The organism is Bacillus sp. I-2, from assembly GCF_001974945.1.
GTDB classification, from domain to species: Bacteria; Bacillota; Bacilli; order Bacillales; family Bacillaceae; genus Bacillus; species Bacillus safensis.
Map to the genome: position 1 here is coordinate 451,336 of NZ_LZRW01000022.1, position 13,202 is coordinate 464,537.

Genomic DNA, 13,202 nt, shown 5'->3' on the forward strand with positions numbered 1-13,202 from the left:
CGGACGTTTTTTTATTTATTATACACCGGGATATCGTAATACAGCGTATAGTCATCGAGCAGGTTATACAAACTATACATACGAGTGACTTGCTTAGAAGCCCAGCCAATATCTGTTGCATATTGATGAGTCGCTGCAGCCGACCAGCGCATTTTATAAATTGTATCTTGCTTGTATGTGGCATTATTGATATAGCTGTTGCCAATGAATTTTGCTCCGCCAATAATGGCAGCCTCTGGCGTAAACCATTGCTGTTCATACGCATACTTTGCACCAAGATAATTCGGATTGCTGTCATATGCGCCAATGCCATACATGTTATAAACTTTCTTTCCATTATACATTGTACCATTCGCTAAAATGGAACTTCCGTTACCCGTTTCAAGCAACGCATGAGAAATAAGATAAATTTCGTTGATATGATACGTTTTTGCTGCTGTAATAAAGGCTTGTCCTTTACCCGCAAGAATCCCTTTTCCTGCTAAAATCTTTGAATTGACCTCTGCTGGATTGAGATTCGCAGCTTCAGAGAGTTTCAGAAATTGAAAATAAGATTGCGTGCCTTCGGCAATATTAGCTGGATCTACATATTTTTGCACCTCTGCTGCACTTGCATTTCTCCAGCCGAGGTTGATCCTGATCCAGTTCCCTTCTTTCCCAAGCTGTTTCACTTTTGCTCCTTTATTGAGCTGTGCCACAATGTTGCTTGCAGAGCTAGAATCAGGTGTAGAACGGACATTTAAGCCATCCGTATTCACTGTCGATGTGGCTTGGTCTACATATGCTGCATAGACATAGGCCGCACCATCTGTCTGTGGAGACACCTTCATTTGTTTGTTGACCATCTCATTGACAGTAAGGTTGTAGTTCGTTTGCATGACCATTGGGCCATTTTTAATTTTTACGGCTGTGGCGGTCCAGCCATATTGGCTTTTCACAAAAGCAATGGCTTCATTTACAGTTGGTAATCCTGTAAATTGCTGCGTAATGTTGATTTTGTAAGTTGGTTTCGTTGTTGTTGTATACGCAGCGGTTTCATTCCGTTTTTTGAAAAATGCCAAGCCTTGGTCACGCAGTGCAGCGGTTGAGACGGCACCTGTTTTGATCTGATATTGAGCATAATCGGCTGCGCCTGTTTTTTGAGCAGCGGCCTTCATTTTTTGTTTCGTCAAATAGCTGAGTGCTTGATTCAGTTTTGTCTGATTCACTGTCGGCTCTGTCGTGATACGGTATTGCTTGACCGCTTCTGTCAGCGTTTTTGTACTGCTGGCAACGCCATTTTTCTTGATAATCTCTTGAGCCTGCTTCACTTTACTTTGTTCATATACAGGTGTTGTCTTGAGACTATACGTTTTGCTGACAGCCTGTCCCTTACTTGCCTTGATGCTGCTTGTCAGCTTCTGCGTTTTTAAGTAGGCGGCCCCTTTATTCACTTTCGCTTGGTCCACTGCTTGATTGACGACGAGTCGATACGTGCTGTCTGATACCTTGCCAGTTTTTTTCGTTGTCGCAGATACTTTTTTCTTTTGGAAGAAAGCCGCTGCTTTTTTCGCTTGGTTATCTCCTAAAAGATTTCCCGTCACGACTTGATATGGCTGTGTAGAAGAAGTCTTTTTGGACGTGTAGCGCCATTTCTTTTTCTTGAAAAAAGCCACCGTTTTGGCGTAAGCTGTATCGTTCAATTGATTGAGCTTCACGATATAATTTTTTGTTTTTCCCACGCGTTGCACAGTACCTGCAGCACCGATTTGTTTCTTAATCTGAGCTGCAGCTGAAGCTGCTTGTTTGTTGTCTTTGAAATAGCCTGATTCCAAGCTGTAGACATTTTTTAAGGCACCTGTCTTTTGAAGCTTCCCGCTGATCTTTGCTTCTTTTTGAAGCTGGGTAAGGAGCGTCTGTGCTTTCGACTGGTTCGCTTGTGCAGCGGAAGTGACGATGTAATACGGCTTACCCGCTGTCACCGTTTGAAGCACTGCTGTTAAGCCGGATGCCTTTTGAAAACCTTGCAGAATGGTATTCGCCTTACTTTGTCCAACAATACCGCTTGAAGTCAGCTGATACACAGTGCCAGCTTTCGTTTCGGTTTGGTATGTACTGGTGACGCCTGCCTGCTTTTGCAGCTCAGTTTGAATATTTTTCACTTTCGTTTCAGAATCAATGGTTCCTGATATGACCTGATAAGAAGGTTTGCTTTGATTGATGACTTCATAGGAGCTATTGAGCCCTGATGTTTTTGTTAGTTCAAGTGAAAGCTTTTTCGCCTGACTTTCATCATTGACTGGGTCAGATACGACCTTTTGTAAAGGAAGGCGGTCACCTACTGGAGACACCGTACCGCTCATGCCCACTTCTTTTTTTAATGCAGCTGCACTTGCATTCGCTGCTGCTTGCGACTCATATCCTGAAGCAGTGAGCTGATAGGTCGACGTATTTCCTGAGGTTTGATAAGTGGCTGTCCACTTTTTGTCTTTCTTTAGTGTTTCCACTGCTTTTTTCACTTCTGCTTCTGTTGTAAATACCTTTGAGGTGTTCATCGTATAAATGGATTGATCGACATAGGAGGCTGCTTGCGCTTCTTTACCCGTGTGTAATGTCATACCAAAGGCAGCTGCGAGTAACATAATCTTGATGGTTTTTTTCACGTTCCCTGTCCCTCTCTTAACTTTGCATAATAGTCTACTAATCTCTTTATCGACAAAAACAAGTACTCTTTCAAGTCATTTATGCAATAGAAAAATAGAGGACCCCCTCGAAGTCCTCTTTTCCTTATATATGCGACACAATCAGTTCACAAGATCCTTCAATTGAGAAGTTTCCTGTTTCAGCCGGCAGAATAAAATGAGTACCTTTTGGCAGTGGATATGTGTTTCCGTCATGCTCTAAAGACCCTTCTCCATGAATCACACTGCATAGCAAAAACGGATAATCCTGCGAAAGCTCGGCTTTTTGATCAATTTCCCATTTATACACAGAGAAATATTCTGCTTCGACAAATGTACGAATGGTCACTCCCCGGCGTGTTTCAACTGATTCATCTGCATACCCGTCTACATGAGGAACTGTTGTGACATCAATCGCTTGCGCAAAATGAAGTTCACGTTCGTTGCCATCTTGGTCTTTTCGTTCATAATCATATACGCGATAGGTTGTATCTGAGCTTTGCTGCGTTTCAAGGACAAGTGTTCCTTCGCAAAGCGCATGAATGGTACCGCTTGGCACATAATAAAAATCACCAGGCTTAATCTTCACCCGCCGCAAAAGACCTTCCCAATCTCCGCTATTCATCATGGTTACAAGCTCAGTTCTTGTTCTTGCATTGTGCCCATAGATCATTTCTGCTCCTTCTTTGCAGTCAATGATATACCAGCACTCTGTTTTTCCAAGCTCGCCATTTTCATGTCTTTCCGCATAATCATCATCTGGATGTACTTGCACGGACAAGTCTTGGTTTGCATCTAATATTTTGGTTAAGAGCGGGAAGCGGTCGCCTTCTATCCCCCCGAACAATTCTCTATGATTGTCCCAAAGTTCGATCAGCGTTTTCCCTTTATATGGACCGTCTTTCACGACACTTGGCCCGTTTGGATGAGCAGAAATTGCCCAGCATTCTCCCGTTTGATCAGAAGGAATATCATAGCCAAATTGATCCCTTAAGGCTGTACCTCCCCATATTCTCTCCTTCAATTCAGGCAGTAAAAAAATTGGTGACTGCTTCATTCAGGATGACTCCTCCCTTTGCTACCCTTTGATAATCCTTACCTAGCTTGATGAAAACTAGTAAGTCTCAACTTTTATTATGACGCTATCTAAAGAGAAGTCAATCCTTTCAGTACACCGAATGAAAACGATAACATAAAAAATATTTTACCCTTTGACAGAGCCTGCAAGAAGCCCTTTGACAAAGTATTTTCCAAGAAGAATATAGACGAGTAGTGTCGGCAGCGCAGCCAATATCGCCCCTGCCATTTGGACGTTCCATTGTACAATTTGACTGCCTGATAGATTTTGTAAGGCTACCATTACCGGCTGATGCTCCGCAGTGGTCATCGTGACTGCAAATAAAAATTCATTCCACACATTTGTGAACTGCCAAATGGCCACCACAACAAATCCTGTGATCGAAAGCGGCAGAATCATATGTCTGAAAATCCCGATAAACCCTGCGCCATCCATTTTCGCCGATTCAATCATTTCATCTGGGATGCTCACATAGAAATTTCGGAACATGAGTGTTGTGATCGGAAGTCCGTATACGACATGGACAAGCACAAGCCCTGGAATTGAATTATACAATCCGACTTCACGCAAAAATTGAATGAGCGGGATCAGGATACTTTGATATGGAATAAACATCCCAAACAGCATCAGCGTAAAGACGACTTCTGATCCTTTGAAACGCCATTTTGATAATACATAGCCATTCATTGCACCTAAAACAGCTGACAATAAAGTAGCAGGAATGACAAGATAAAGAGAATTCATTAAATTGGGCGCCAGCTTTTCAAACGCGATTTGATAGCTTGAAAAATCGATAGTAGATGGCAGCGACCACATTCGCTCAAGGGTGACTTCACCTAATGGCTTCAAGCTTGTGACGAGCATGACATAAACAGGCATTAGAAAAAAGAGACTGCACAAAATTAATAAAGCATAAAGGACTGGACGGACAAACCATCTGGCTGTCATGATGAAGCCCCCTTCCGGCTCGACAGGAGATATGGCACGATAAAGACCGCAACAGAGATCAGCATGACAACCGCAATGGCGGCACCGCCTGCATAATGGTTTCCTCTAAAGGTCATTTCAAACATATACACGCCCGGAACATCCGTGACAAAGTTCGCACCCGGCCCTGTCATCGAGTAAATCAAATCGAAGATCTTTAAAGAAATATGAGCCATGATGATAACAACACTTGCAGTAATCGGTTTTAAAAGAGGAAAAATGATTTTCCAGTAAATCTGCCACTCCGTTGCGCCATCCATTCTAGCAGCCTCTCTTACTTCCTCTGGAATTCCTCTTAGACCCGCCAAATACATCGCCAGAGAGAAGCCTGTCATTTGCCAAACAGCTGCAATCACAACAGCGATCATGGCCGCAGGTACACCAAACTCAATTTTCCCCCAGACAAATCCGGCCAATATGTTCGTATCCGTATACCACTTTGGCTGGATACCGAGCGTTTTCAAAAATAAATTCACCCCAGTTGACGGGTTTAAAATCCATTGCCATACGACTCCTGTGACAACGAAGGACAGGGCCATCGGAAAGAAGAATAAATTCCGAAAAAGAGATTCCCCCTTGATCTTCTGGTCTAGTAAAATCGCAAGTGCGAGACCAGAGACAATGACCGCTCCAATAAAAAATAAAGTGAAAAAGACCGTGTTTCGAAGATCTGATTGAAAGCGGAAATCTTGAAACAGCATGACATAATTGCGAAGACCTGCGAAAGAGAAATCAGGAACAAGCGTGGTCCAGTTTGATAATGATACATATCCTGTCCAGCCAATAAAACCGTAAACAAAGATGAATAATAAAACCGCTGACGGGGCTAAAAAGAGCAGCGCCAGCAGCTGGTCTCCATTCCATTTTTTCCGCATACGTTTAACTTTGGGCACAGGTGTTTTTGTCATCGGCGATGTGTCTATGCGCATGAAGCTACACTCCTTTTTAAAAAAGAGGCGGTGCCTAGCCGCCGCCTCCTTCGTCTTTATTTCATTGCCTCTTTTAAAGATGAAACAAACTGACTACTGTCTTTTTGTGTCACGAAGATATTGACGGCTTGATTCGCTTTTGTCACAAACCCTTCTTCAGCAGCTGAGCCATGAGCAAGAGACGGCGCCAGTTTTGATTCTTTAAATGCCTTCATCGCCGATTTTCCGTATTCATCATATTTTGATACATCTGCATCCACACGTGCTGGAATCGATCCTTTTAGCGGATTAAACGCATCCTGTCCTTCAACAGATCCTAAAACAGATAAGAATTTCTTCACGTTTTCTGGCTGTTTCACACCCTTTGGCAGTCCGAATGTATCGGTGATCACCATAAAGCTTCCTTCCGTTCCCGGAGTCGCCGTGTATCCAAAGTCTTGATTCACCTTCAAATCAAGATCATTCACAAAGTACCCCTTCGCCCAGTCGCCCATGACATTCATTGCCGCTTCTCCTTTTGCCACGAGCTGTGAGGCATCCTGCCAGTTACGTGAGCTGTGATCGTCATTGACGTATTCGAGCATACGTCCAAAGATGTCTGCCGCTTCCTTCACTTTCGGGTCATCCATTTTCATGTCGCCAGCCCAAAGTTTTTGATAACCATCTGCACCTAATACACCCAGCAAAACACTTTCAAACAAATGAGTCGCTGCCCAAGGCTCCTTATCTCCAAGTGCAAGTGGTGTGATTCCTTTTTTCTTTAATGCATCTGCTGTTTTGAAAAATTCATCAAATGTCGTTGGCGGCTCTAAGCCTGCATCATCAAATACTTTCTTGTTATACCAAAGCACATTGCCCCTGTGAATATTTACTGGCACGGAATAGATTTTCCCATCTTTGCTGACAAGGTCAATCAGTGATTCTGGAAATTTGTCTTTCCAGCCTTCTTTTTCATATAAATCATCCAGAGGCTCCATTTTGCCTGCCGCGACCCAGCTCTCATTCAGCTCCGCCCCGCCATGCACTTGAAACGTAGCAGGCGGATCATTTCCCTGCATACGGCTAGTCAGGACAGCCTTTGCATTCGTACCAGCACCACCTGCGACGGCTGCATTTTCAATTGGAATGTCTTTATTCTCCTCTTCAAACAATTGAATGAGTGCCTTCAGCCCGTCTTCCTCACCTGCTCCTGTCCACCAAGAGAAAATTTCGAGCTTTTCCGCTCCGCCTTCTTTTTTTGCCTCTGAGTTCGTCGATGAGCTGCAGGCAGTGACGATAAGCATACAGAGTGCCAGCAGTGTAAAGCCTAATTTGAACTTCATAATTGATCCCCCTATCCCCATTTTGTAAGCGTTATCAAAATAAGTATAATGGCAGATCCTTGCTTTTGTTCAGGCAAACTTCTTCACTTTTTTATGAAATTCTTCATTTTTTTACGGCCTGTTTTCGATATTCCTTCGGTGAACAGCCGACCATCTTCTTAAACACACGGCTGACGTAATTAGGATCTGTATATCCTGCCTGAAAGGTAATTTCTTTTAAGCTAAGCGTGCTGTCTATGAGGAGCTTTTTGATTTTATCCAGCCGGCAGGCTGTCACATACTCTTTAAATGTCAGACCCGTCTCGTCTTTAAATCGTTTTGTGAAATAGGTGGGACTTAAATCAACATAAGCGGCCGTTTGCTCAAGCGTGATCTGTTCACAATAATGCGTTTTGATGTAACGTTTTGCCCGCTCGATGTCATTGATGGTCTGGGTTCTCGCTTCATACACATCAAATAGGTGTTCACAGCACTGGCGGCATTCCGCTGCGGTGCTGATTGTCAATATCGATAGGTCTGTACGGAGGCGTGATTTGAAGAGAATCAGCAGTTCTTTTACTTGTGAAATCGTCGCCCCCTCTAATTGAAAGGCATCAAATAAAGCCAGTGCATTCTCTCTTCTCCCTTCTTCCAGCGCCTGCATCATACTGTCTGCAAGCTCCGGCAGATGAATCAATGGACCGGACTTCACCTCTGTTTGGTAAAAGCCATAACGAACAACGCCCCCACTCTTTTTTCGCTGATAATAGGAAAGCTTCGCCTCTGCTGCACTTTTCTGAAGATGAAGCGGGTTTGAGACTGGATGCCCTATGCCAACGACAGGTGAAGGCTGACCGTTTGTCATGGCAGCTCGAATGGCTTGCAGAATCTCTGCCTTTAGCTGACCTGGTCCTTGCTGACTATAAATGAGGCATGTAAACAGTTCTCCCCCCATCTGAATCGGCACCGTATGAAATCGTGCAGATTTCTGTAAATCGATCAACAGCTGATCTCCTTCTGTCCGCTGCACAGCGATGATAAGACCTGCTTCATATTTGGAGAATAGTTGTTGAAACTCCATGGATGTATAAGATTGACCGTTCATGACATGCGCTTCAAGCCACTTTGACTGCTGATCGGCCGCTGCCGACTGCCGCAGAGACGCCTCCTGCTGAATCTCTGCTGCTACAAATCGAATGGCTGCAATGGTTTCATCTTTGTCAGCTGGTTTGACGAGGTATTGTTTCACCCCCTCCTGCATCGCTTGCTTGGCATAATCGAATGTATCGTAGGCTGTCAGCATAATGAATTTTGTATGAGGACTGATTGCTTTGATCTGTTTGATCGCTGTCAGTCCATCCATGCCAGGCATCTGAATATCCATGAGCACAAGATGAATGGACTCAGATCGCACGAATTCAACCGCCTTCTTTCCATTTTCCGCTTCTCCTGCTATATGACACTCTGGAACCCATTCGGTTAAGAATTTCCGCATCGCTAGCCGTTCTATTTTTTCGTCATCGACAATTAGCACGTTCAGCATGTCGGTCCCTCCTTCATCGGAATAGCCAATTGTATGGTGGTGCCTTCGTTTGGCTTTGAATCAATTTGAAGGGCATCTTGCACCCCGTAAAACAAACGCAGTCTTGACATTACATTTCGAAGACCGATTCCTGTCGAGTGGCCTTTACTCAGTATGTTCGGATCTTCCTCTTCTTTTTCTGATAGCAATCTTCTTTTCTCCTGTTCATTGATCCCCATCCCATTGTCCCGAATCCGAATCATCACATAGCCGCCTTCTTCATAGATCGAGAGCTCGACAAGTCCCTCTTCCTCCTTTGGCTCGACGCCATGAATAAAGGCATTTTCGACAAGCGGCTGTAAGGTGAGACTTGGGATATGCACAGATAAACATGATTCATCGATGGACGTTTTGCACGTAATACGATCGGCAAATCTCGTTTCTTGTATATGAAAATATTCTTTCACCACTTTCACTTCTTGTTCCAATGTAACGGATGTACTAAGAGCAGACAGCGAATACCGCATCAGCGTGGAAACGGATTGAATCAACCTCGATGTGGCTTCCGCTGATTCTAAGTAAGCCATACGTGAAACGATGTTTAATGTGTTAAATAAAAAATGCGGGTTCATTTGGTTTTGCAGCGTTTTTAGCTTCATATCTTTGATTTTTTGATCCAATGCTGCCTTTTGTTTGATCTCTTCAATCATCATTTTCATCTCTTGCCGCATTCGCTGAAAGGCTTCATTTAAAACAGAGATTTCATCCTTTGAGGTAACATGCAAATTCGCTCCATCAAAATTTCCTTCTGATACTTCTTTTACGCTTCGGGACAGATGAACGATAGGTCTTGATATCCCGCCAGCAATCATATACGCCATCCATAAGGCGATCCCGATTGATAACGTAAACAGGCATAAGGTAAAGAGCGCATAGGTTTGATGCCTTTTTTGAAGAGATTGATAGAGTACCTGATACTCAGATAATTCATCATCAAGCAGGGTCATCGTCTGCTCTTGTATATAGGAGGAGACGGTTCTCACTTCCTTCACACTTGCAGCATATTCTTCGATTTTCCCTTCTTTCACATGTGTCATGGTCGCATCACTTTCATTGATAAGCGTCCGCATCATATATTGATATTTTTCAATAGAAGGAATCGCCGCATGAAGACCGGCATCCTTTCGCAGCGCTTGATCGTAGGATTTCATTTTCTGTTTTGACGTAAGATACTCTTTGGCAAACTTCCGATCCTTTTCAATGGCATAGGCATTGACCTTTTCATACATCGTTTTCGCCTCTGTCGATATATCATTGAGCAGGAGAAAAGAACGGAAGCTCCGGCTATATTCTGATGTGATTTTTGAACTGCTCCAGTAGACAAAAAAAGCGGCTATGTTGCCAAGAAGCACAAGGATTAAAAATGCTAATAACAGCTTACTTCGAATCTTTCTCATGGCTGCATTCCCTGCTTTCTGTCTGTTTGCTGAAGAGGCAGATCCCCGCGCCGGATCACACTCGTTCCCGTGTACTGAAGCGGTTCTTCTTTTTCACCTTTCTGCAAACGAACAAGTGATTCAACCGCTTGATAGCCCATTTCATAAGGATGCTGTACGACCACGGCATCAATTGTTCCATCATCAAGCGCCTGAATCGTATCAGGCAATGTGTCAAATGCAAGCACATAAAAATCAGTGGATGATCGATACTGTGCGTTTGCTTGAATGATGCCTGCACCATCTAATGCACTTGTACCATAAAATGCGGTGAGCTTCGCATGATCGTTTAATAGTTTATAAGCGGCACCTGAGGCACCTGACTTCGTAATGGCTGATTCTTCAATTCCAGCAATATGAATGCGTTTTTCAGCAGCAACGGCATCTCGAAAGCCCTTGACGCGCAGCTTTTGATGAATGGCATCCAGCCTGCCTGTGACAATTCCTACATACTGTTCACCTTTTGTATCTGCGATGAGTGCCTGTCCTGCGATAAAGCCTGAATAGTAATTGTCCGTCCCTACATACACTTGACGCTTGCTCCCCTCTGCATCTGTATCGACGGTGACAACATCAATTCCTTTTTCCCTCGCCTTCTGAAAAAGCGGTTTGTATTTTTTCGCATCAAGTCCCTGTGTCATAATGCCATCAACATGCCCAGCGATCGCCATATCAATGGTTTTCAGATGATCGTCTACATCTGCTTGCTTTGGGCCCAAATATTCTAGATACACGCGATGAACGTCTGCCGCATCCGCAGCTCCCTTTTGTACAAGTTGCCAATATTCGTTATCAAGTTCCTCCGGTACAAGAACAAAATGATATTGATACGTTGACTCCGCTTTATCGGAAGCGCTTTCAATTTTAAATAAATCTTGACCTAATAACGTTAAGAAGATGACAGATACCACACAAAATGTGAGAAATGCGCTCATTCCGATCCACTTAGATAATTTCACCGTGTCCTCCTCCTTTCCACTATTTCCGCATAAAAAAAAGAGCTGCTTATAAGCATACTCTCTCGACCTCTATAATTCCTTTGTCATAAATAAACTGTTTGGATCTTCTTGATATGTACCAAAAGGCGGACAATACTGAAATCCAGCGCTCTCATATAGTTTTCTTGCTGGTTCAAAGAAAGCCATTGCCCCTGTCTCTAAGCTGACACGTGTATAGCCGCGCCGTTTTGCTTCTTGGAGAAGATGATTCAGCATATACCTCGCTACACCTTTTCGCATATGGAGGGCTGCGGTTCTCATCGATTTGATTTCCCCATGTTCACTTGACAGCTCCTTTAATGCTCCGCAGCCAAGAAGCTCTTCTCCATCCCGCACACTCCACACGGTAACATCCTGTTTTTTTAAATCAGTTAATGGAAGGGCATGAATGCTTTCTGGCGGCGAATGCTCCTTCATCTCTTCTATATGTGCAGTAATCAGCTGGTCAATTCGTCCATCCGTGAGTTCATCTTGTAGAATGTACATTTCCATCACTCCTTCACGATCATTGTACGTGAAGAGTTGAATGTTTACCTGCTGTTATGTCAGATAACCGAACAAACAACCGGCATCAACAAGCCAGTTGTTTGTTCGGTTGACAAGTATTTATGAAGAAAGAACTGCTTGTAATTCCTCTGCTGTACTGCTTTCAAGCTGACTTCCGACACCAACAGCCACCGCGCCTGCTTTGAGCCACTTTGGAACATCAGCTGGATGAATGCCGCCCGTAGGAATAAATTCAATCTCTGGAAATGGACCTTTCAGGTTTTTCATATAGGATAAACCAAAGGAGCCGCTTGGAAAAAGTTTGAGCAAGCAATAGCCATCTGCTTTCGCCTTCATGATTTCACTCGGGGTGAGAACCCCTGGTACATAGAGTGTGTCGTAAAATGAAAGATGTTCTCCAATCATAGGAAGGTATCCTGGACTAACGATAAACTGTGAGCCTGCCTCAATGGCTGATTGCGCCTGCTCCAGCGTCGTAATTGTTCCCGCTCCTACTATGAGGTCCTGCTCCTCCTGGAAGGATGCGATGATGCGTTCAGCATTTGGCGTGGTATACGTCACTTCAATGGCACGAACTCCTTTTTTCTTTAAACGCTCAATCATTTCAATACCTTCTGCTTCACTATCCGCTCTCACAACTGCGATCAATTTACAAGACGCGAGCTGCTTTTTAACGCTCAAACTTGCTGACTTTCCCATATCTCTCATCCCCTTTCATGTACTCCCGCTTTTGATATCGCTTGGCTTCTTTCATAAAAGCCTGAAGCTCCTCCCTGGTAGGCAGTCCGTCCTTATCGCCAGGTGACATCACTGCAAGTGCCCCGACCGCATTGCCTCTTGTCACGGATTTTTCATCTGATAAGCCGTCAAGCAAGCCGCTGATGACCCCCACTGCAAATCCATCACCAGCTCCGACTGTGTCTACGACATCCTGCACATAAAACCCATTCACAATCCCCTGACCGGCTGCACTTTTATAAAAGGCACCTTCTGCCCCTAGCTTAATGACCACTAGCTTGACACCTTTTTGTAAATAGACATCTGCAATCTCTTCTGGCTCGTGACAACCCGTGAGCCTTTGCCCTTCTGCAAGCCCTGGAAAAAACCAATCCGCTTGCGAGGCGATATGATTCACCGTCTGAATCATATCTTCTTCCTCTTCCCATAGCTGAAGCCGAAGGTTTGGATCAAATGAAATGGTTTTGCCCGCTGCTTTCATTTCTTGAAGGGCACGAAAAGAAAACGCTCTCATTTCACTGGATAGAGCAGGCGGAATACCAGTCATATGAAGGTGGCCTGCCTGTTTGAAATAGGTGGCGGGAAAGTCGCTTGGACTCATTGTGCTCGCAGCAGAGCCTTTCCGATAATACGTGACGTCAGGGTCTCCATCGATCACTTTTGATTTAAGCAAGATCCCCGTTTGAGACCCATCATTTGAACGGAGCACTGCACTTGTATCGACCCCTTCTTTTTGAAGCTCTTCTAAAATAAATGTGCCAAGTGAATCTGCTCCGACTTTGCTCATCCAGCCCACATGAAAGCCCAGCCTCGCCAAACCGACAGCCACGTTACTTTCTGCACCAGCAAGCGCCTTTTGGAATGTATGCACTTGATGAAGCTCCCCAATTTCCTTTGCATAAAACATCGCCATTGATTCCCCAAATGTGACCGCATCCAATGCTTTCACTCATTTCTCCCCTTTCTCGGTACCGGTTTCAAATCAG

General features: G+C 44.2%; 11 protein-coding genes. All 11 read right to left on the minus strand.

The genetic code is table 11. The features are described 5' to 3' along the window. Nucleotides 1–11 precede the first annotated feature (11 nt). Nucleotides 12–2,642, minus strand: a complete 2,631-nt coding sequence (locus BAE31_RS08610) for an N-acetylglucosaminidase (RefSeq protein WP_076840185.1) — start codon at nt 2,640–2,642, stop codon at nt 12–14. 124 nt (nt 2,643–2,766) lie between these two features. Next, nucleotides 2,767–3,717, minus strand: coding sequence for a mannose-6-phosphate isomerase, class I (gene manA, locus BAE31_RS08615; RefSeq protein WP_041108061.1), 951 nt, complete (start codon nt 3,715–3,717; stop codon nt 2,767–2,769). 147 nt (nt 3,718–3,864) lie between these two features. Beyond that, on the minus strand, nt 3,865–4,686 hold the full coding sequence (locus tag BAE31_RS08620) for a carbohydrate ABC transporter permease (protein ID WP_024426281.1): 822 nt from the start codon (nt 4,684–4,686) through the stop codon (nt 3,865–3,867). Further along, nucleotides 4,683–5,654, minus strand: coding sequence for a carbohydrate ABC transporter permease (locus BAE31_RS08625; protein ID WP_034624582.1), 972 nt, complete (start codon nt 5,652–5,654; stop codon nt 4,683–4,685). Before BAE31_RS08625 ends, BAE31_RS08620 begins: the two co-directional genes overlap by 4 nt. A 56-nt stretch (nt 5,655–5,710) precedes the next feature. Further along, nucleotides 5,711–6,976, minus strand: a complete 1,266-nt coding sequence (locus tag BAE31_RS08630; protein ID WP_041108066.1) for an ABC transporter substrate-binding protein — start codon at nt 6,974–6,976, stop codon at nt 5,711–5,713. A 103-nt stretch (nt 6,977–7,079) separates the two neighbouring features. Continuing rightward, the gene (locus tag BAE31_RS08635; protein ID WP_041108068.1) at nt 7,080–8,498 is read right to left on the minus strand and encodes a response regulator; all 1,419 of its coding nucleotides are present in this window, start codon (nt 8,496–8,498) and stop codon (nt 7,080–7,082) included. Continuing rightward, entirely contained in the window at nt 8,492–9,934 is a 1,443-nt protein-coding gene (locus tag BAE31_RS08640; RefSeq protein WP_076840187.1) for a sensor histidine kinase, read from the minus strand. The genes BAE31_RS08635 and BAE31_RS08640 overlap by 7 nt, the downstream gene beginning before the upstream one ends. Next, nucleotides 9,931–10,932, minus strand: coding sequence for a sugar-binding protein (locus BAE31_RS08645; protein ID WP_076840189.1), 1,002 nt, complete (start codon nt 10,930–10,932; stop codon nt 9,931–9,933). Before BAE31_RS08645 ends, BAE31_RS08640 begins: the two co-directional genes overlap by 4 nt. A gap of 69 nt (nt 10,933–11,001) precedes the next feature. Further along, entirely contained in the window at nt 11,002–11,457 is a 456-nt protein-coding gene (locus BAE31_RS08650; protein ID WP_024423655.1) for a GNAT family N-acetyltransferase, read from the minus strand. Between the two features lie 120 nt (nt 11,458–11,577). Further along, a complete protein-coding gene (locus BAE31_RS08655; RefSeq protein ID WP_076840191.1) occupies nt 11,578–12,177 on the minus strand; it encodes a bifunctional 4-hydroxy-2-oxoglutarate aldolase/2-dehydro-3-deoxy-phosphogluconate aldolase in 600 nt (199 codons plus the stop codon). Then, on the minus strand, nt 12,149–13,165 hold the full coding sequence (locus tag BAE31_RS08660; RefSeq protein ID WP_076840193.1) for a sugar kinase: 1,017 nt from the start codon (nt 13,163–13,165) through the stop codon (nt 12,149–12,151). The genes BAE31_RS08655 and BAE31_RS08660 overlap by 29 nt, the downstream gene beginning before the upstream one ends. Between the last annotated feature and the right edge of the window lie 37 nt (nt 13,166–13,202).

Excerpts from the sequence above, each read along its gene's own strand:
- manA (WP_041108061.1), bottom strand. The coding sequence starts at position 3,717 with ATGAAGCAGTCACCAATTTTTTTACTGCCTGAATTGAAGGAGAGAATA.
- BAE31_RS08620 (WP_024426281.1), bottom strand. The coding sequence starts at position 4,686 with ATGACAGCCAGATGGTTTGTCCGTCCAGTCCTTTATGCTTTATTAATT.
- BAE31_RS08625 (WP_034624582.1), bottom strand. The coding sequence starts at position 5,654 with ATGCGCATAGACACATCGCCGATGACAAAAACACCTGTGCCCAAAGTT.
- BAE31_RS08630 (WP_041108066.1), bottom strand. The coding sequence starts at position 6,976 with ATGAAGTTCAAATTAGGCTTTACACTGCTGGCACTCTGTATGCTTATC.
- BAE31_RS08635 (WP_041108068.1), bottom strand. The coding sequence starts at position 8,498 with ATGCTGAACGTGCTAATTGTCGATGACGAAAAAATAGAACGGCTAGCG.
- BAE31_RS08640 (WP_076840187.1), bottom strand. The coding sequence starts at position 9,934 with ATGAGAAAGATTCGAAGTAAGCTGTTATTAGCATTTTTAATCCTTGTG.
- BAE31_RS08650 (WP_024423655.1), bottom strand. The coding sequence starts at position 11,457 with ATGTACATTCTACAAGATGAACTCACGGATGGACGAATTGACCAGCTG.
- BAE31_RS08655 (WP_076840191.1), bottom strand. The coding sequence starts at position 12,177 with ATGGGAAAGTCAGCAAGTTTGAGCGTTAAAAAGCAGCTCGCGTCTTGT.